The organism is Solirubrobacter ginsenosidimutans, from assembly GCF_027587205.1.
On sequence record NZ_JAPDOD010000031.1, the window covers coordinates 26,432 to 44,551 of the forward strand.

General features: G+C 70.0%; 18 protein-coding genes. 4 read left to right on the forward strand and 14 right to left on the reverse strand.

Annotated features, from left to right (window positions below; translation table 11 throughout):
- Nucleotides 1-2: 2 nt before the first annotated feature.
- Together OM076_RS27870 and OM076_RS27875 are read right to left on the reverse strand one after the other, a co-directional pair.
- Complete coding sequence (locus OM076_RS27870; RefSeq protein WP_270043393.1) at nt 3-851, reverse strand: HesA/MoeB/ThiF family protein; 849 nt, start codon at nt 849-851, stop codon at nt 3-5.
- On the reverse strand, nt 848-1,054 hold the full coding sequence (locus OM076_RS27875; protein WP_270043394.1) for a sulfurtransferase TusA family protein: 207 nt from the start codon (nt 1,052-1,054) through the stop codon (nt 848-850). Before OM076_RS27875 ends, OM076_RS27870 begins: the two co-directional genes overlap by 4 nt.
- Before the next feature lie 22 nt (nt 1,055-1,076).
- On the opposite strand from OM076_RS27875, the gene OM076_RS27880 reads away from it, so the two are divergent.
- Entirely contained in the window at nt 1,077-1,610 is a 534-nt protein-coding gene (locus tag OM076_RS27880; RefSeq protein ID WP_270043395.1) for an RBBP9/YdeN family alpha/beta hydrolase, read from the forward strand.
- Here OM076_RS27880 and OM076_RS27885 read toward each other — a convergent pair.
- The 5 genes from OM076_RS27885 to OM076_RS27905 are packed head-to-tail and all read right to left on the reverse strand — an operon-like array spanning nt 1,597 to nt 6,085.
- The gene (locus tag OM076_RS27885; RefSeq protein WP_270043396.1) at nt 1,597-2,646 is read right to left on the reverse strand and encodes an alpha/beta hydrolase; all 1,050 of its coding nucleotides are present in this window, start codon (nt 2,644-2,646) and stop codon (nt 1,597-1,599) included. The two genes, OM076_RS27880 and OM076_RS27885, sit on opposite strands and share 14 nt — an antisense overlap.
- Nucleotides 2,643-3,593 (reverse strand): cysteine synthase A, encoded by a 951-nt coding sequence (gene cysK / locus OM076_RS27890; RefSeq protein ID WP_270043397.1) that lies wholly within the window; start codon nt 3,591-3,593, stop codon nt 2,643-2,645. The genes OM076_RS27885 and cysK overlap by 4 nt, the downstream gene beginning before the upstream one ends.
- Before the next feature lie 8 nt (nt 3,594-3,601).
- On the reverse strand, nt 3,602-4,453 hold the full coding sequence (locus tag OM076_RS27895) for a GNAT family N-acetyltransferase (protein ID WP_270043398.1): 852 nt from the start codon (nt 4,451-4,453) through the stop codon (nt 3,602-3,604).
- Nucleotide 4,454: 1 nt separating this feature from the next.
- A complete protein-coding gene (locus tag OM076_RS27900; RefSeq protein ID WP_270043399.1) occupies nt 4,455-5,189 on the reverse strand; it encodes an ABC transporter permease in 735 nt (244 codons plus the stop codon).
- Entirely contained in the window at nt 5,186-6,085 is a 900-nt protein-coding gene (locus OM076_RS27905; RefSeq protein WP_270043400.1) for an ABC transporter ATP-binding protein, read from the reverse strand. The genes OM076_RS27900 and OM076_RS27905 overlap by 4 nt, the downstream gene beginning before the upstream one ends.
- A 79-nt stretch (nt 6,086-6,164) precedes the next feature.
- Here OM076_RS27905 and OM076_RS27910 point away from each other — a divergent pair, with 79 nt between their 5' ends.
- Complete coding sequence (locus OM076_RS27910) at nt 6,165-7,181, forward strand: hypothetical protein (RefSeq protein WP_270043401.1); 1,017 nt, start codon at nt 6,165-6,167, stop codon at nt 7,179-7,181.
- Between the two features lie 198 nt (nt 7,182-7,379).
- Here the strand turns inward: OM076_RS27910 and OM076_RS27915 are convergent, their stop codons facing one another.
- The 5 genes from OM076_RS27915 to gltX all read right to left on the reverse strand — a co-directional run bounded on the left by OM076_RS27915 (nt 7,380) and on the right by gltX (nt 11,333).
- Nucleotides 7,380-7,784, reverse strand: coding sequence for a PIN domain-containing protein (locus OM076_RS27915; protein ID WP_270043402.1), 405 nt, complete (start codon nt 7,782-7,784; stop codon nt 7,380-7,382).
- Entirely contained in the window at nt 7,772-8,029 is a 258-nt protein-coding gene (locus OM076_RS27920; RefSeq protein ID WP_270043403.1) for a type II toxin-antitoxin system Phd/YefM family antitoxin, read from the reverse strand. Before OM076_RS27920 ends, OM076_RS27915 begins: the two co-directional genes overlap by 13 nt.
- 264 nt (nt 8,030-8,293) lie before the next feature.
- Complete coding sequence (locus OM076_RS27925; protein ID WP_270043404.1) at nt 8,294-8,686, reverse strand: RrF2 family transcriptional regulator; 393 nt, start codon at nt 8,684-8,686, stop codon at nt 8,294-8,296.
- A gap of 88 nt (nt 8,687-8,774) precedes the next feature.
- On the reverse strand, nt 8,775-9,872 hold the full coding sequence (locus OM076_RS27930) for an HDOD domain-containing protein (RefSeq protein WP_270043405.1): 1,098 nt from the start codon (nt 9,870-9,872) through the stop codon (nt 8,775-8,777).
- 132 nt (nt 9,873-10,004) lie between these two features.
- Nucleotides 10,005-11,333, reverse strand: a complete 1,329-nt coding sequence (gene gltX, locus OM076_RS27935; protein ID WP_270043406.1) for a glutamate--tRNA ligase — start codon at nt 11,331-11,333, stop codon at nt 10,005-10,007.
- 15 nt (nt 11,334-11,348) lie between these two features.
- Between gltX and OM076_RS27940 the strand changes: the two genes are divergently transcribed.
- Nucleotides 11,349-12,224, forward strand: a complete 876-nt coding sequence (locus OM076_RS27940; RefSeq protein WP_270043407.1) for a deoxyribonuclease IV — start codon at nt 11,349-11,351, stop codon at nt 12,222-12,224.
- Here OM076_RS27940 and OM076_RS27945 read toward each other — a convergent pair.
- Together OM076_RS27945 and dnaE are read right to left on the reverse strand one after the other, a co-directional pair.
- A complete protein-coding gene (locus OM076_RS27945) occupies nt 12,221-13,159 on the reverse strand; it encodes a hypothetical protein (protein WP_270043408.1) in 939 nt (312 codons plus the stop codon). The genes OM076_RS27940 and OM076_RS27945 overlap by 4 nt on opposite strands.
- Nucleotides 13,160-13,241: 82 nt before the next feature.
- Entirely contained in the window at nt 13,242-16,763 is a 3,522-nt protein-coding gene (gene dnaE, locus OM076_RS27950; protein WP_270043409.1) for a DNA polymerase III subunit alpha, read from the reverse strand.
- A gap of 118 nt (nt 16,764-16,881) precedes the next feature.
- Between dnaE and OM076_RS27955 the strand changes: the two genes are divergently transcribed.
- Nucleotides 16,882-18,003, forward strand: coding sequence for a hypothetical protein (locus tag OM076_RS27955; protein WP_270043410.1), 1,122 nt, complete (start codon nt 16,882-16,884; stop codon nt 18,001-18,003).
- The last annotated feature ends 117 nt before the right edge of the window (nt 18,004-18,120 follow it).

The following is an 18,120-nucleotide window of genomic DNA, read 5'->3' on the forward strand; positions in this document are numbered from 1 at the left end:
CGCTACTCGTCCCCGCAGTCGGCGCAGTTGGGGTCGCGCCGCACGGCGACGCGGGTGGTCTCCATCGTCGCGAGGTCGACGTTGAGGAACGCGTCGACGAGCGGCGGCTGCGCTCCCGTGAGGAACTTCAGCGCCTCCAGCGCCTGCAGCGAGCCGATCACGCCCGCGACCGGCCCGGCGATCCCCGCCTGGGCGCAGGTGAGCGAGCCGATCGGCGCCGTCGGGAACGCGCAGCGGTAACAGGCGGTGCGCTTGGGCACGATCGTCATCACCAGGCCGGCCCACCCCACCGCGCCGCCCTCGACGAGGTCGATGCCGGCGTCACAGCAGGCCTTGTTGACGGTGTAGCGGGTGGCGAAGCTGTCGCTGCAGTCGATCACGAGGTCCTGGCCCGCGACCAGCCCGTCGACGTTGTCCTCGTCCACCCACACGCGGTAGGCCTCGACCACGATGTCGGGGTTCAGGAAGCGCAGCTTGGCCGCGGCCGACTCGGCCTTCGGCTCCCCGATGTCCGGCGTGAAGTGCAGCGGCTGGCGGTGCAGGTTGGAGATCTCGACGTTGTCGTCGTCGACGATCCCGAGCCGGCCCACGCCCGCCCCGGCCAGGTACATCGCCACGGGCGAGGCGAGTGCGCCCGCGCCGATCACCAGCACGCTGGCGTCGCGCAGCGCGATCTGGCTCATCTCCGTCCACTCGGGCAGGATCAGCTGGCGGCTGTAGCGCTCCAGCTCGCCCTCGTTGAGCAGCGGCGGCTTGGCCTTGGGCTTGGCCGGCTCGTCCGGTAGCGCGGCCCGCGCCGCGGCGGCGGCGAGCTCGCGGAACAGCCCACGGCGGGAGGAACCCTCGCTCATGCGCGCACGATCCTGACCAGGTCGCCGTCGACGGCAACGGTGTGGCCGGCCTCGCGCGCGGAGCGCGGGACGTTCTCGAGCGCTTCGCCGGCGGGCACGCGGACCTCCAGGGTCTGACCGGGCTCGAGACGCTCGAGCGCGAGCTTCGTCCGCACCCACGTCATCGGGCAGCGGAGGGCGCTGACGTCGAGTGAGTGGACCATCTGGGGTACGGTAGCGGCCGGCATGAGGCGCCCTTGTTACTTGATCTTGCACGGCTGGCAGGGCTCCGGGCCCGGCCATTGGCAGACATGGCTGGCCGGGAGGCTCCGGGCCGCCGACGCGGCGGTCCACTTCCCCGATCTGCCCGACGCCGACCACCCCCACCTGAGCGCGTGGCTGGAAGCGCTCGAACGCGAGCTGGACGCGATCGGCGAACCGCCGGTCGTGCTCTGCCACTCGCTCGCCTGCCTGCTGTGGCTGCACCACGCGGGCAGCGGCGGAAGCCCCGCCGAGCGCGTCCTGCTGGTCGCGCCGCCCTCGCGCGCGGGCGTGCCGGACGAGCTGGACTCGTTCTTCGGCGCGCCGGACATCGAGGCGGGCCGGCTGGTGCATTCCGACGACGATCCGTACTGCCCGGAGGGCGCTGGGACGCTCTACCGCGGCCCCGCCGATCTGCTCCCGGGCCAGGGCCACATCAACCCGGACGCGGGCTACGGCGCGTGGCCCGCGGCCGAGGCATGGGCCCGCGACGGCACGATCCCGCTCACGGCGCGATAGCGAGCACCAGCTCCCGGATCGCGCCCGGGTAGCGGTACGTGAGGCGTGCGTGCGTGCCCTCGAAGAGCTCGAGGGTGTGCGCGACGCCGAGCTTGTCGAGCTCCTGGGCGAAGGCCTGCGCGCCGAGGTCGAGGAAGTACTCGTCGCCGCGGCCGGCGTCGAGGTAGATGCGGCGCATCGAGCGCAGCGCGTCGGCGTGGGCGGGCGCCATCCGCACCGGGTCCCAGGCCAGCCACTGCGCCCACACGTCCTCGATAAGGCGCCCGTGGGCGTCGAACGGCAGCAGCGCGCGGCCCGGGTTGATCGGATCCGGCGAATAGCAGGCGGCGTAGCCGTAGGCCTCGAGCAGGTCCATCCACTCCGACCTCGGCGGGTCGGAAGCGCGGGCGGCGGCGAAGAACACGTCCCAGGAGCCGTCGAAGTGATCTCTTAGGGTCCGGGCCACCCGCGGCCACTCCGGCAGGTAGCAGGCCTCGAACAGCGCATCGCCGGCGTGTGAGGCGAGCGCGCCGAAGACGTCGGGGCGCAGCATCGGCACGACCATCGCGCCGTAGCCGCCGCTGGACTTGCCCGACAGGCCGCGGTGGTCGCGGTCGGCGCTCGTCGGATAGCGCTCGTCGATGAACGTGACGACCTCGTCGGTGAGGTAGTCCATGTAGCGGCCGGTGCTCGTCGAGTTGATGAACTGCGAGCCGCCGTAGGAGGTCCAGGCGTCGACGAAGACGACGATCGCGTCGGGGCAGCCGCCGCCGGCGAACATCGCGTCCAGGCGCTCGATCATCGTCGGCTCGAACGCCTGGCGGGTGAACCACATGTCGAGCTGGCCGGTGAAGCCCTGGATGACGTAGACGCTGGGGAGCGGCTTAGGGTGGTCGCGCTCGACCCCGGGTGGGCGGTAGACGTAGAGCGGACGGCGGCTCGGGTCGCCGAGCGGGTTGCCCGCGAGCGCCTCCGACTCGACCACCAGGCGATCGAGGCTGCCGTGCAGCGGCCGCTCCCACGGCGCGCCGGCGGGTCCTTCGACCTCGCGGATCATGCGCTGGTGAGCGGCGTTGGCTCGGGCGCGAAGAACGGCGTGGAGACGTAGCGCTCGCCGGAGTCGGGCAGGATGACCGCGATCCGTTTGCCCTTGGCCTCGGGCCGCGCGGCGATCTCCAGCGCCGCCCACAGCGCGGCGCCACAGCTGATGCCGCACAGCACGCCCTCTTTGCGGGCCGCCAGGCGCGCGGTCTCGATCGCGTCCTCGTCGTCGACGGCGATGATCTCGTCGAGCAGTTCGCGCTCGAGCACGGGCGGGACGAACCCCGCGCCGATGCCCTGGATCTTGTGCGGGCCCGGGCGACCGCCGGAGAGCACCGGGGACGTCGCGGGCTCCACGGCGACGATCCGGATGTCCTTGTTTCGCTCCTTCAGGAACGATCCGGCGCCGGTGATCGTGCCGCCGGTGCCGACGCCCGCGACGAGGTAGTCGACGTCGCCGTCGAGCGCCTCCCACAGCTCCGGGCCCGTGGTGCGGCGGTGGACGTCCGGGTTGGCCGGATTGGAGAACTGGTCGGGCAGGAAGACGTCGCTGTCGCGCGCCATCGCGCGGGCCGCGGCGACCGCCTCGTTCATGCCGCCCATCGACTCGGTGATGTGCACCTGCGCGCCGTACAGGCGCAGCAGGCCCTCGCGCTCGCGGCTCATGCCCTGCGGGAGCGTCAGGATCAGCTCGTAGCCCTTGGCCGCGCAGACGAAGGCCAGCGCGATGCCGGTGTTGCCGCTCGTGGCCTCGACGACGGTCGTGCGGCCCGGCTCGATCCGCCCTTCCTTCTCCGCCGCCTCGATCATCGCGACGCCGATCCGGTCCTTGACCGATCCGCCCGGGTTGAACATCTCGAGCTTGCCGAAGACCGCGCCACCGTCCTCCGGCGCGAGGCGGGCGAACTGGACCATCGGCGTGCGGCCGACGTGGTCGGCAATGTTGATCGGGATGGAGCCCATTGGACGCCCTAGTTTGGCAGCGCCTTCTGGTAGTCGTCGACCCGCCAGGCGGCTTGCATGCCGACGCGCTCGTAGAGCCGGACCGCGTACGGGTTGTCGGAGGCGACGTTGAGCGTGACCCGGCGGCCCCGGGCGGCCGCGAAGACGGAGCGCAGCAGGCGGGCGCCGAGGCCCTGGCCCTGGTGGTCGGGGTGGACGGCGAGCAGCGGGATGTAGAGCGTGTCCTCGTCCCAGCGGCGGACGAGGGCGTAGCCGATGCCGTCAGCGGTTCGCGAGAGCGTGTGGTCGACGCCGTGGCCATTGAACTCGCGGCGAGTCCACTCGTCCAGCGGCTTGATCTCGTAGCCGGTGTCGTGGGCGAAGGCGCGGATGGTGACGTCGTAGAGCGTGGGTGCGTCGGTCGGGTCGACGGGGCGCAGGCCGGTCTCGTCCGCGGGCGCTTCATCGGTGGTGGCGGGGCGTTCCATGCGCCAGAAGCTGCGCGTCTTCGCGTAGCCGTGGGCTTGGAGCAGCGCGCGGGCGGACTGGCCCCGGTCCCCCACGCCCTGGCGGACCTTCGTCGCGCCGCGCTGGCTCGCGCGCTTCTCAGACCAGGTGAGCAGCGCGGTCCCGAACCCCTCCCCCTCGCGGTTCGGGTCGACCTGGGCGAGCACGTCGCTCCCGCGGAAATGCGCGCAGCCGACGATCGCTCCCTCGTCGTCCTCGACCAGTCGGGTGTCCGCGTCGAGATCGAGCTCGCGCCACTCGTCCTCGAGGTCGCCGAGGCTGTAGTCGGCGACCCCGACGTCCGCGATGTCGCCGGCGATCACGAGGTCGGCCGCTCGTTGCGCGTCGGCGGGCGTGGCCGGCCGCAGACGCATCTCAGGCGGTGACGTCGCGGCGTTCGATGACGAGGATTCCCGCGACCACGAAGATCCCCGCGTAGGCGGCGAACAGCAATCCTGCGGGCAGCTGCCCGAGCAGGTCGCTGGAGTCGTCGGCGCCGAACAGCCCACTGCTCACGCCGCCGAAGCCGTACTTGCGGATGATGTCGTCGAGCCCGGGAATGATCTGGAGCAGGTTCTCGAGCACGAACAGGTAGACGAGCGAGCCGACGATCGCGCCCACCTGGTTGCGCAGGACCGAGCCGACACCGAGGCCGAGCGCGGCCCACAACGCGGTGTCGATCGTGCCGCCGATGATCAGCGTGCCCGCGTCCCCGCTCGTGTCGAGGTCGCGCAGCCCGCCGATGCCCTTCACGATCAGGAAGACGAGAACCGTCGTCACCAGGCCCAGCGCGAACCCGATCGCCACCGACGCGCCGAGCTTGGCCAGGACGAGCCGCGGGCGGTGCGGAGCGACGAGCAGGCTCGGCGTGATCGTGCCGTGCCGGAACTCGCTCGTGATCGCCAGGATGCCGAGCACGAGCGCGAACGGCTGCACGAATGCCGCGAAGTTCATGATGTCCGTCAGCGGGTGATCGGACGGAGTGAAGTTCACCAGCGCGGTGACCAGGATCACGATCACCAGCACGAGCCCGAGCGAGCCGCCCACGATGCCGTAGAACGTCCGCGTGCTGCGGAGCTTGAAGAGCTCTGAACCGAGCAGGCGGGTCATGACGGGCCTCCGGTCGATTCAGTGAGTTCGAGATAGATCTCCTCGAGGCTCGATCCAGTCGGCGCGAGCTCGGAGATCACGAGCTGGTGCTCCGCGATCACCCGCCCGATCTGCTCGCCGCTGCGGTCCTTGACGAGGATCTCCGCGGCGTCGCCGGTGACGTTCGCGCCGGCCGCGTGGAGGATGTCGCCGAGCCTGCGGACGTCCGGGCCGGCGACCTTCATCCCACCACCGCTGCGGGCCATGATCTCCGTCAGCGGCGCCTGGGCGACGCTGCGGCCCTTGTTGATGACGACCACGTCGTCGGCCGTCTGGGCGACCTCGGCCAGCACGTGACTGGACACGAGGACCGCACGGCCTTCGTTCGCGAGCGTCCGGAGGAAGTCGCGGAGCCAGCGGATGCCCTGCGGGTCGAGTCCGTTCGCCGGCTCGTCGAGTACCAGGACCTTGGGGTCGCCGAGCAGCGCCGCGGCGAGGCCGAGCCGCTGGCGCATGCCGAGCGAGTAGCCGCCCGCGCGCCGGTTGGCCGCGTCGCTGAGGGCGACGAGCTGCAGCAGCTCGTCCACGCGGGCGTCACTGATCCCCGCCGCCTTCGCGAGCGCCCGCAGGTGGTTGCGGCCGCTGCGGCCCGGGTGGAACATCCCGCCGTCCAGCACCGAGCCGACGGTGTGGACCGGATCGCCGAGCTCCACGTACCGCGTCCCCTGGACGACCGCGCGTCCGGACGTCGGGTTCACCAGCCCGAGCAACATTCGCAGAGTCGTGGTCTTGCCCGCACCATTGGGCCCGAGAAAGCCGACCACGCGGCCCTCGTCGGCAGTGAAGGACAAGTCGTCGACAGCCAGCACCGGCCCGAATCGCTTCGTCAGACCGGCGACCTCAATCGCGTGCGCCATTGCGTTGATGTGTAGCGGATTGATGCACCAATCCGCCCCCGCCTATACGGTCCCCCCGTACCCGAGTGGAGGGAAGCACATGCAGGTCAAGGGGTTGAAGACGGGCGTGAGCATCGCCCTGGTCGGCATTCTCGCGGGAGGCGGAGGGGCCTACGCCGCGGGACAGATCACCAGCGCGCAGATCAAGGACGGCACGATCACCACGAAGGACATCAAGAAAGGGACGATCACCGCCGCCAACCTTTCGACCGCGACGCAGAAGGGCCTGGTCGGCCCGGCCGGTCCCGCCGGACCCGCGGGTCCCGCCGGCTCGGCCGCTGCGCCGGCCTCGAGCGTCTTCGGCTCCGCCGGCGCGGCGGGTGCGAAGGGCGACACGGGCGCTCAGGGTCCGCAGGGGCTCCAGGGTCTGAAGGGCGACACGGGCGCCGCGGGTGCCAAGGGTGACGCGGGCGCGGCCGGACCCGCCGGCGCGAAGGGCGACACCGGCGCGGCCGGACCCGCCGGCGCCAAGGGCGACACCGGCGCCGCCGGACCCGCCGGCGCGAAGGGCGACACCGGCGCCGCCGGACCCGCGGGCGCCAAGGGCGACACCGGCGCAGCCGGACCCGCCGGCGCGAAGGGCGACACGGGCGTGGCCGGTCCCAAGGGCGACACGGGCGTGGCCGGTCCCAAGGGCGACACCGGCGCCGCCGGTCCCAAGGGCGATCCCGGCCCTCCCGGCACCGGAGGCGCGACCAAGGTGACTCGCATCGTCAGCGACGCCGTGCCCAACGGCACGTCGGATGAGGAGTGGCTCGCCGAAGCCGTCGCCGTCTGCCCCGACGGCCAGACCATCGTCTCGGGCGGGTTCTTCCAGAACATCCCCTCCCTGGGCGAGGTCTACTACAACGCCCCCGACCAGGACGACACCGCCTGGATCATCGACGCTGTCAACTGGGGCGACCCGGACAACCCGGACCTCGACGCGGGCGACCTGACCTCGATCGCCTACTGCATCCCGTCCACCACCGCCAGCAAGGTCCCCTACGCCCAGCGCCGCGCCGCCGCCGTCAAGCAGGCCGCCGCGATCCGCGCGCAGATCAACAAGCGCCGCTAAGCGCTCGCCATCGACCGCGTCGCCGGGGAGACCCGGCGACGCCGTAGCCATCCGCGTCGATCCCTTCCGGAAGCTCGTCAGCCTGGCCTAAATAGATCGCCGCGTCAGCTACACCTCAGCTCGGCTCCGAGGTTCCGACGACCGTTGCCCTCCCCGCTCTGAGGTTCGATCCGGTGCCCAGGAGATGCACGATGAGCGCTAGCGGGGAGGGATCACACGATGGTCGACGGCGGGGAGATCGTCGAAGGCGTGCGCGTCGGTCGTGATCAGCACGCGGCCCGTCGCGCGCGCCGTCGCTGCGATCTGGAGGTCGTGCGCTCCACGCGGGCGGCCCGCGCGACGTGCGTGAGCCAACAGAGCGGCGTGATGGCGAGCGATATCGATGTCGAAGGCGATAACGTCGAACGTGGCAAGGATCGCGTCGACGGTGGCCGAGCGCGCTGGTCGGCGCTGGGCGTCGGCCAGTTTGACGCCGGCCATCAACTCCGACGCGGTGATCGCGGCGATCGCGATGTCGGCATCGTCAGACAGCAGCGTCGTGTCGATACGCCGGCCACGCTCGATCGCGACGAGCACGCCGGTGTCGACGATCAGTCGTTCCACGGATCGGTGTCGGTGGCCTCGCCGGCGAATCGCCGCAGGTCGTGCAGATCATCGGCCCAGCGATCGTCAGGCGGAAGATCGGTGAGGATGCGGCGCAGGTCGGCGCCGGTTCCGCGGCGAGCCGGAGCGATCGTGGCAACGACGCGACCGCGACGCACGACGGTGAAGGTCTCACCGCGGTGCTCGACCGCGTCGAGCAGGTCCGCGAAGCGCTTGGACGCCTCGGTTGCGCTGATCTCACTCACGAATCTGATTATCCGATTCACGAGCCCGAACTTCAAGTGCACACGCGATCGGGACGCGGGCTTCACGCTGATCGTCGCCCTGCGCGAGCGGCCGGCCGGGCAGAATCCCCGCGCACCCGCCGGCGCTATCCAGCCCGTCCCGCCGACGCGGCGTCTTGGTGGGGGATCGGACCGAGCAGAGACACCCTCACCAGTCTTTTGTGGGTCTGCTTGGTCCGATCCCCCGCCTACCCACGCGGCCCGTCAACAGGGCTAAACAGAGACCTAGATGTAATACATCGTCGCGCCCGCGGCCTGGTTCTCGCGATCGACGACGTCGAGGATCGTCGTCTTGGCCAGGACGGCGCGGGCCGCGGCGGCGGCTTCGGCGAAGATGCCCTCGGCTTCGGCGCCCAGGCGGCCGTCCAACAGCTCGACGACTTCCAGCACCGTCACCTCGCCCGGTTCGCGGGCGAAGGCGTAGCCGCCCTTGACGCCGCGCTGGGAGCGGAGGATGCCGGCGCGGCGGAGGACGGCGAAAAGTTGCTCGAGGAACTGGACCGGGACGTCGCGGCGGCGGGCGAGCTCGCCGATCGGAACCGGGCCCGCGCCGCCGCAGCGGGCGAGCTCAGCGAGCGCGCGGATCGCGTACGGCGATTTCGTCGTGATCGAGAGCACGTGTCAATGCTGACATGCGCGACGGCGCAACCGGGGGTGTTCGACGTTTCTCCCCATATGTGGGGAGAAACGTAAGCCTCCCTCAGTCCTAGAGCCAGCCGCGTTCGGTGGCGTGCAGGACGGCCTGCGCGCGGTCGACGGCGCCGAGCTTGCCGTAGATGTTGTGCAGGTGGGTGCGGACCGTCGAGGTCGAGAGGGAGAGCTCGAGCGCGATCTGCTTGTAGACCATGCCCTGGGCGAGGCGCTTGAGCACGTCCAGCTCGCGCACCGACAGCGGGCACGGCTCGACCGCGCGCGGGCGGTCGTTGGACGGGTAGGGCAGGTCATAGAGCACGGAGCGCAGCTCGGAAGGCCCGAAGCCGACGGTGCGGGCGGCGCGCAGGAGCTCGGTCGAGGAGACCGGGGAGCCCTGCGAGTAGTGCGCGAGCATGTCGGCGAGGCGGACGAAGGCCGCGTCACCCTGGGCGTCGTCGGAGTGATGGCGCTCGATCGCGCTCGCTACGGCGTTCGGGAGGTTCCAGCGGCGGGCAAGAACACCGCCGACCAGCGCGTGGTCGACGCCGAGCTCGCGGCGCTCGTAGTGCAGGCGCTCCTCGGGCGTGCGGGCGGGTCCGTGGACCTGCTTCGGGTAGCCCGGGTAGGCGTGCATGAGCACGAGCTTGCCGACGTCGTGCAACAAGGCGGTGACGAGCAGACGGTCGCGGTGCGCGTAGCCGGCGGCGGCGGCGAGGCGGTCCGCGGCGCGCTGGACGGCGACGGCGTGCAGGCGGAAGCGCTCGGGAGCGGCGTCCCAGGTCTTGCCGCGCTCGAAGAACTCGAAGGTCTCGGCGTTGGCCGCGAGGCGCTGGACGGCCTCGGGCGAGAGCACCTCGACGGAGCCGACGACCGACTCGACCTGGCCGCGGCGCGGAGAGTCGAGGCCGTTGGCCAGACGCATCACGGAGATGACGAGCGCGACGTCGGACTCGATGGCGCGCACGACGTCGCCCGTGGAGGGGCGATCCTCGGCGATGAGCGCCAGCAGGCGGTTGCGCGACTCGGCGAGTGCCGGGAAGACCTCCAGGGCCTCGAACGCGGCGGTGAGCCGCTTGCCATGACCTTCGTTGCGCGGCCGCCCGACGACGGCATACGGCGCGTCGCCGCGTGGGCGGGGCCGAACTGCGGCGGATGTCGTTGCGGTGCTCATGAGTGAGTCATCGGCCGCAGAGAGCGGTTCTGGAGTTTGGCCAGGGGTCACTGAAAGGTCACCTTGACCAGGTATCGGCACCGGTGGACCGATGGTTGAGACCCCCGCCATGTACCCCTCCTATCCCGCCAACTACGCCTCAAGCGCGTGTCCCACCCTTGCCAGCGTCTCATCGCGCCCCAGCAGCGCGACCGTCTCGAAGATACCGGGTGAAACGGTCGTCCCGGTCAAAGCGACCCGCAAAGGTTGGAAGATCGCCTTCGCTTTGCGCTGCGTGCGCTCGGAGACGCCGCGCAGAACCTCCTCGACGTTCTCAGGAGTCCACGGTTCCGGCAGCTCGGCGAGCGCCGCCTGCGCGTCGGCGAGCGCCTCGCGCGATTCGCGCGGCTCGAGGAACTTCTCGCGCGCCTTCGGGTCGTCGAACGGACCATCGAAGAACGAGCCGGCCAGCGGCCAGAACTCCTCGAGCGTCGAGATCTTCTCCTGCGTGATCGCGACCGCCGGACCGAGCCCGGTGCGGCCCGTGAACTCCTCCAGGCGCGCCGTCAGATCAACGTTTGAGAGCTCGCGCACGTAGCGGCCGTTGATCCAGCGCAGCTTCTGCTCGTCGAAGACCGCCGGGTTCTTGGACACCCGCTCGAGCGAGAACAGCTCCTGAAGCTCCGGAATCGTGAAGAAGGTGGTCTTCTCGTCGTAGCCCCAGCCCAGAAGCGCGAGGTAGTTGATCACTGCCTCTCGTAGATACCCCGAATTCCGGAGATCTTGAACCGAAGCGGCGCCGTGGCGCTTTGAAAGCTTCTTCCCGTCCGGACCATGCAGGAGCGGAAGGTGCGCGTAGGTCGGAGGTTCCGCACCCATCGCTGCGTAGATCCGCATGTGCTTCGGCGTGTTGGAGTAATGGTCCGCGCCGCGGACGACGTGCGTGATGCCCGCGTCGTGATCGTCGACCACGACCGCGAGGTGGTAGATCGGCGTCCCGTCGGCCCGCGCGATCACGAGATCGTCCTGCAGGACGTTCTCGAAGGCGCTCTCGCCGCGGATGATGTCGCGCACGACCGTCGCGCCCTCGTCGGGCATCCGCAGGCGCACGGCGCCCTCGCCCTCGTCCTCGCCCCGGAAGCCGCGGTTGCCGTTGGCCTCCTTGAAGGCCTTGACCTGCTCAGGCCCCGCGGTCGAGCGATACGCCTGCCCCGACTCGAGCAATTGCGCGACGACCTCCGCGTGCCGGCCGGCGTTCGCGGATTGGTAGGTCACGTCCCCGTCCCAGTCGATCCCGAGCCAGGCGAGGCTGTCGAAGATCAGCTCGACGTTCTCGGGCGTCGAGCGCTCGCGGTCGGTGTCCTCGATTCTCAGGACGAGCTGGCCGCCCGAGCCCCGGGCGAGAAGCCAGTTGTACAGTGCCGTCCTCGCGTTGCCGATGTGCAACGCGCCGGTTGGCGATGGAGGAAAACGCACGCGCATGATTCACATCATCCTATGTTGATCGGCGCCCACGTCTCGCCCTCCGGCGGCCCAGCGATGGCCGTCGGACGCGGAGAGGAGCGGGGTTGCCGCTCAATCCAGATCTTCAATCAGAACCCACGACAGTGGAAGGCGCGCGTCTATTCCGACGAGGAAGTCGCCGCCTACCACGAGGCGATGAAGGGCTCGAACGTCGAGCAGCTGGTGATCCACGCGGTCTACCTGCTCAACTGCGCGTCTGAGGACCCGGAGATTCGTGACAAGTCACTGGCATCGCTCATCGTCGCACTCAACGCTGGAGCGCAGCTAAAGGCCAAGGGCGTCGTCCTGCACCCGGGTTCCGCGCTCAAGAACGGCGGCTCGGTCGAGGAGGCGCTCAAGCGCGCCGGCCAGGTCATCAAGGAGGCGCTGGCCGAGTCGGAGGAGTGCCCCCTGCTGCTCGAGGACACCGCCGGTGCCGGCGGGACGCTCGGGCGCTCGTTCGAAGAGCTCGCGACGATGATCGAGGTGGCCGGCGGCGGGAAGCGACTCGGCGCCTGCCTGGACTCGTGCCATCTCTTCGCCTCCGGCTACGACGTCCGCACCCGCGAGTCGCTGACCGCGGTGGTCGACGAGTTCGACAAGGTCGTCGGCCTCGACCGCCTCGGCGCGCTGCACGTCAACGACTCGATGACCGGGCTCGGTTCGAACCGGGACCGCCACGTCAACCTCGGCGACGGCGAGATCGGCCGCGAGGGAATGATCGCGTTCCTCAGCGAGCCGCGATTCGAGGGCCTGCCGGTGATCTTCGAAGGACCGGGCCGCTCCGGCAAGGAGATCGACCCGGTCGACATGGCGTGGGCGTTCGACCTGCGCTCCCGCGGGCTGGCGGAGCGCCTGGCCGCCGCCTAGGCACAGCGTTTGTAGATGAGCTTCTGGGAGGCGCTGCGGCCGTCCGGGAGCGTGACCGTGACCGTCACGTGGGTGGAGCGCTGCTTGAGGGCCAGGCGCGCCTTCCTGCCCGCAGTGGCGGTGGCGTGGCGCTTGCCCGCGGTCACGCGGACGGACGTCACGCCGCGCTTGGCCGTCACCGTCAGTGCGCCGCGGAGGCAGCGGCCCGTCGCGGGGCGCGAGACGAAGTCGCGGACGCGAACCGCGGGAAGGTTGACGAACGGCGACTGGGCTACCGGAGCGGGCGTCGTGGGCGCGGGCGCCGCGAGCGCCGTTACGACGGTCGTGCCGGGCTGGTACTCGATGAAGACCTTGTCGCCGAGCGACGCGAACAGCGCCTCGGTCTCAGCCCTGATCTCCGGTGTGGCCTCCGGGACGAGTCCGCGCGTGACGATCACGCGCCACGCGCCCGACCCGAAGCAGCCGACGGAGGAGGTCATGTCGAGGCCGCTGGCGACGATCGTCGCACCGACCTGCTGCCAGGCCGCGTTGAGCTCCGCCTCGCTGAACTCGTCCTGCAGGAGGTTGAGCTTGGGCTCCACGAACGCGATCTGATCGGGTGTGAAGTCGGCGGCAAGCTCCCGCACGATCGCGGCACGCGCCGTGGTCGCGTCCAGTGGACCGGGCGCGAACGCGACGCTCAAGCCTTGGCGGGCCGTGTCGAACCAGAAGCCCGTGTACTGGGCGCCGAGGGCCCGTTTGGCCGCGCCCGTCACGCCCCCGGCGGGGTTGTGCGCCTCTTGGCCCGTCCACCAGGTTCCCGCGTACAGCGACAACCCGGCCTGATACTCGTACGGCCCGTCGGCCAGCGGGCAGATCGGCTGCGCCTGCGCGGCGGCCGTCGACGGCGCGATGAGACCGGCGACCAGGCCGGCAAAGATGAGAGCTCGGCGCACGCGTCGAACGTAACCAATTCCCGCCCCGACCGGACGGGAATTCGTCAGTGTTTGGCGCGACTGTTCGTCAGCGGACCATCCGTCACGCGGCGGCCGTGACCGCCACCGGGGGCAGGAGGCCGTTGAGCTCGGCTTTGAAGCCCGCGTCGCCCGCCTTGACCTTGTACGCGTCCCCGAACTTCAGGCGCCGCTCGCCGGTGCGGGTCTGCATGATCAGCACGAACTCCATGTCGCCCGGGTAGCGCTCGAAGAGCTCGCGCAGGTCGTCGATGACCGTGGCGGGCAGCTGAGCGGCGTCCACGCGGCGCTTGAAGGCGCTCGGGCGGGTCGCGGCGACCTTCGCGGCGTGCGCCTTGGCCTTCTCGATCTCGGAGTCGGACGGATCGAACTTGTCGACGTCCTGGACGATCACGCAGACCTTGCCCGCCTCCTTGTGATCGACCTTGCCGCGGATCAGCACGATCGCGTCGTCGGCGATCACGCCCTCGGCGGCGTTGAGCGCCTTCTCGAAGACCACGATCTCGACGGAGCCCTCGAGATCGGACAGCGTCGCGAACATCATGTTCGTGCCCGACCGCGTCTTGATCTTCTTGGACTCGGTGATCATGCCGCCGACCTTGATCCACTCGTCGTTGCGGCGGTTCATCACCTCGGCGGTCGAGCAGTCGGACTTCATCGCCAGCGCCTCGCGCACCCGCTTGAGCGGATGCTCGGAGATGAAGATGCCGATCGACTCCTTCTCCATCGCGAGCAGCTCGTTGCGGTCGAACTCCTCGATCGGGATCGGGGGATGCGTGGGGCCGTTGAACGGCGAGGGCGCGTCGTTGGACGGCGCGTCGAAGAGGTCGAAGATCGAGCCCTGGCCCATCTGCGCGTCCTGCTGGGCGCGCTGGCCGGAGGACTGCGCGGCGTCCAGCACCTCGAGCATGCCCTTGCGGGTCGCGCCGGTGGAGCCGAACGCGCCGCACTTGATCAGCGCTTCGATCGAGCGCTTGTTGACGGTGCGGCCGTCCACCCGCTCGCAGAACTCCCACAGCGACGTGAAGTCGCCGTCTTCCGCGCGCGCCTGCTTGATCGCCTCCACGGCCGCGTAGCCGACGCCCTTCACGGCGTCCAGGCCGAAGCGGATGTTGCCCTCGACGACCATGAACTCGTGGTCGGAGAGGTTCACGTCCGGCGGCAGGATCTCGATCCCCATCGCCTCGGCCTGGTTGACGAAGAACGGGACCTTGTCCTTCGTGTCCATGACCGAGGAGATCAGCGCGGCCATGTACTCGGCCGGGTAGTTGGCCTTCAGCCAGCCCGTCCGGTAGGAGATCAGCGCGTAACAGGCCGCATGGGACTTGTTGAACGAGTAGTCGGCGGACTTCTCGTTGGTCGCCCACAACGACTCGATCACGTCGGGCGCGACGCCGTTGGCGCGGCAGCCCTCGACGAACTTGGGCTGCAGCGTCGCCATCGCGGCGCGGTTCTTCTTGCCGATCGCCTTGCGGAGGTCGTCGGCCTGCGGACCGGTGAAGTTCGCCAGGGACTTGGCGATCTGCATCGCCTGCTCCTGGTAGAGGATCACGCCCTTGGTCGACTCGGTGATCGGACGCAGCCGATCGTCGATGAAGGTGATGTTCTCCGGGTTGCGCTTGCCTCGCGCGTACGCGGGAATCTGATCCATGGCGCCCGGGCGGTACAGCGCCACGAGCGCGACAAGGTCCTCGAACTCGGTCGGGTTGACCTTGCGCAGCGCCTCGCGCATGCCTTCAGATTCAAACTGGAACACGCCGACCGAGTCGCCCCGGGCCATCATGTCGTAGGTCTTCTGGTCGTCGAGCGGCAGCGTCGCCATGTCCGGCCGCACGCCGGTGGAGCGCTCGATGATGTCCAGCGCGTCCTCGATCACGTCGAGGTTGCGCAGGCCCAGGAAATCCATCTTGAGCAGGCCGATCTCTTCGATCGGCTTCATCGAGAACTGCGTGACCGTGCGGTAGACCTTCGCCCCGTCCTCGCCGGTGCCGGCGTCGGCCAGCTGCAGCGGGACGATGTCGGTCAGATTGCGGTCGGAGATCACGACCGCCGCGGCGTGGATCGACGCGTTGCGGACGATGCCTTCAAGGCCCTGCGCGACGTCCACGATCTGCTTGGCGATCGGATCGCGCGCGACCTCGTTCGCGAGGTCCTCCCCGGGCTTCAGGCAATCCTCGAAGCTCGGCGAGCGGCCCATGATCGGGTCCGGGATCAGCTTGGCCAGCTTGTCGCCGGCGCCGTAGTCGTGCCCGAGGACGCGCGCGGCGTCGCGGGTGGCGGCGCGCGGGAACATCTTGCCGAAGGTGATGATCTGCGCCACGCGCTCCGTGCCGTACTTCTCGGTCACGTAGCGGATCACACGCTCCCGGCCGCGCACGGAGAAGTCGATGTCGATATCCGGCATCGACACGCGCTCGGCGTTGAGGAAGCGCTCGAAGAGCAGGTCGTAGCGCAGCGGGTCCACGTCGGTGATCCGCAGCGAGTAGGCGATGATCGAGCCGGCCGCCGAGCCACGGCCCGGACCGACGGCGATGCCGTTGCTCTTGGACCAGTGGACGAAGTCCCAGACGATCAGGAAGTAGGCGTTGAAGCCCATGGAGTCGATGACGCCGAGCTCCATCTCCATGCGCTCGATGGCCTCGGCGGGCAGCGGGTCGCCGTAGCGCTCCGCCATCCCCGCGAGCACCAGGCTGCGCAGGTACTCCTTCTCCGACAGGCCGTCCGGGCACTCAAAGCTCGGGATCAGCTGGCCGCCGAGCGCGATCTCCACGTCGCAGCGCTCGGCGATCTCCAGCGTCGACTCGATCGCGCCCGGGAACTCCGCGAAGGACTCCACCATCTCGTCTGTGGACTTCAGGTAGAACTCGTTCGTGCTGAAGGACATCTTCGGCGCGGCCAGCGTGGACTTGGTCTGCACGCACAGCAGCGCCGCGTGGTGGTGGAAGTCCTCCTTGCGCAGGTAGTGCACGTCCGCCGTGCCCACGAGCGACTGGCCGGTCTCGGTCGCGAAGCGCTTCATCGCGTCGTTGACCGCGTCCTGCTCGGCGATGCCGTTCTTCTGGACCTCGAGATAGACGTCCTCAGGGCCGAAGATCTGGATCAGCTCGTCCAGGTGCTCGCGCGCCTCGTCGATGCGGCCGTCCATGATCCGCTGGCTCGTGCGGCTCGCGAGGCAGCCGGAGAGCGCGATCACGCCTTCGGAGTGCATCGAGAGCAGTTCGAGGTCGATGCCCGGCTTGCCGCGGTGCAGGCCTTCCAGGAAGCCCTTCGACGACAGCGTCGTGAGGTTCTTGAAGCCCTCGTTGTTGGCGGCGAGCAGCGTCAGGTGGTTGCGCTCGACCTTGCGGTCGCGCACGTGACGGTCGTCGACGAAGTACGCCTCGAGCCCGAGCAGGGGCTTGACGTTGTGCTTCTTGGCGGCCTTGTAGAGCTCGACCGCGCCGTTCATGACGCCGTGGTCGGTCAGGCCGATGGCCGGTTGATCAAAGGCGGCCGCGCGCTCGGCGAGCTTGCCGATGTTGCACGCGCCGTCGAGCAGCGAGTACTCGGAATGGACGTGCAGATGCGCGACTGTCGGGGAGCTCATCGGGGTGGAAACCATAGGCGTCGCGGCGGACGCCACCCGGGGATCCGGCCCTCCGCTGACCGACATCGCCCGCATTCTGCGGCGTTCAGAATGTCATCGCGTGTACGAGGCACTGGGTGTGCGACGCGTCGTGAACGCGTGCGGGATCTACACGGACCTCGGCGGGTCCGTGCTGTCGCCGGCCGTCTGGGCCGCCGCGGCGTCGGCGAACTCGACCTGGGCGGACATGGGCGAGCTGCTCGCCGCGACGGGCGCGCGGGTGGCGGCGCTGTGCGGGTGTGAGGCGGCGCGGGTGGTGCCGGGGGCGTCCGCCGGGATCGCCCTGTCGGTGGGCGCGTGCATCGCGCGCGGCGACGGACCGCTCTCGGAGGCCCTCCCGCGGGTTGAGGCGGTCGTGTGGATGCAGCGGAGCCATGCCTACAAGTACGCGCGGTGCGTGAGCCTGGCCGGCGCGCGGGTGGAGTGGGTGGACGACATCGCGGGCGCGCTCGCGGCGCTGCCGCCCGTGGGCGGCTCTCCCGGCGGCGGTGGCCCGAGCGCCCGCTCGCGGCCCGTCGCGATCCTGCATCCCGCTCATCTCGACGACGCCGTGCCCGCGCTCCCGCTCGCCGAGGTCGTGCCGCTCGCGCGGGCGGCGGGCGTGCCGGTGGTCGTCGACGCCGCGTTCCTCAGCTTCCCGATGTCCGAGCTGGAACGCTGGGCGAGCGCGGCCGACCTGGCGTGCTTCTCCGCCAAGTACTTCGGCGGGCCCAACGGGGGCGGGTTCGTCGCGGGGCGGGCGGGTCCGGTCGCGGACGTCGCCGCGCTGGACTTCACCGGCTACGAGAGCGGCGAGTGGCGGACGTTCGGGCGCGCCTTCAAGCTCGATCGCGCGATGGCCGTGGCCACCGTCGCCGCCTTGGAGGAGTGGGCGATGCTCGATCACGACGAGCGGCTGGCAGGCTACGCTGGCCTCGCCGCGCGGCTCGCAGAGCGGTGCGCGGCGCTGCCGAAGGCCCGTGTGGAGCAAAAACAGTTCACACTTGACGAACGTTTGGTGGACGGTCCGATCAACGCGGTACTGGTTCGAGGTGGGGATGCGAAGGCGCTGGAGGCGGGGCTCGCCGCCGGCAATCCGAGCGTGCGCGCGATGGTCGAGGGCGACGCGCTCGTGTTCTGCACCGAGACCGTGAGCGCCGGCGAGGTCGACGAGATCGCCGTCGCGCTGACTTCCGTCTGGCCAGGCCTGGACGATGGTTGAGCGATTGGCCGCAATGGCCCGTTCGGAACCTAGCCCGTTGACACTGTGTTACTTGACAGTTCCGCGCGATCCTCAGAGCATCGTGGTTGTGTCGGTCCAAGTCGCCCCCAGGGCGCA

Excerpts from the sequence above, each read along its gene's own strand:
- OM076_RS27870 (WP_270043393.1), bottom strand. The coding sequence starts at position 851 with ATGAGCGAGGGTTCCTCCCGCCGTGGGCTGTTCCGCGAGCTCGCCGCC.
- OM076_RS27875 (WP_270043394.1), bottom strand. The coding sequence starts at position 1,054 with ATGGTCCACTCACTCGACGTCAGCGCCCTCCGCTGCCCGATGACGTGG.
- OM076_RS27880 (WP_270043395.1), top strand. The coding sequence starts at position 1,077 with ATGAGGCGCCCTTGTTACTTGATCTTGCACGGCTGGCAGGGCTCCGGG.
- OM076_RS27885 (WP_270043396.1), bottom strand. The coding sequence starts at position 2,646 with ATGATCCGCGAGGTCGAAGGACCCGCCGGCGCGCCGTGGGAGCGGCCG.
- cysK (WP_270043397.1), bottom strand. The coding sequence starts at position 3,593 with ATGGGCTCCATCCCGATCAACATTGCCGACCACGTCGGCCGCACGCCG.
- OM076_RS27895 (WP_270043398.1), bottom strand. The coding sequence starts at position 4,453 with ATGCGTCTGCGGCCGGCCACGCCCGCCGACGCGCAACGAGCGGCCGAC.
- OM076_RS27900 (WP_270043399.1), bottom strand. The coding sequence starts at position 5,189 with ATGACCCGCCTGCTCGGTTCAGAGCTCTTCAAGCTCCGCAGCACGCGG.
- OM076_RS27905 (WP_270043400.1), bottom strand. The coding sequence starts at position 6,085 with ATGGCGCACGCGATTGAGGTCGCCGGTCTGACGAAGCGATTCGGGCCG.
- OM076_RS27910 (WP_270043401.1), top strand. The coding sequence starts at position 6,165 with ATGCAGGTCAAGGGGTTGAAGACGGGCGTGAGCATCGCCCTGGTCGGC.
- OM076_RS27930 (WP_270043405.1), bottom strand. The coding sequence starts at position 9,872 with ATGAGCACCGCAACGACATCCGCCGCAGTTCGGCCCCGCCCACGCGGC.
- gltX (WP_270043406.1), bottom strand. The coding sequence starts at position 11,333 with ATGCGCGTGCGTTTTCCTCCATCGCCAACCGGCGCGTTGCACATCGGC.
- OM076_RS27940 (WP_270043407.1), top strand. The coding sequence starts at position 11,349 with ATGTTGATCGGCGCCCACGTCTCGCCCTCCGGCGGCCCAGCGATGGCC.
- dnaE (WP_270043409.1), bottom strand. The coding sequence starts at position 16,763 with ATGAGCTCCCCGACAGTCGCGCATCTGCACGTCCATTCCGAGTACTCG.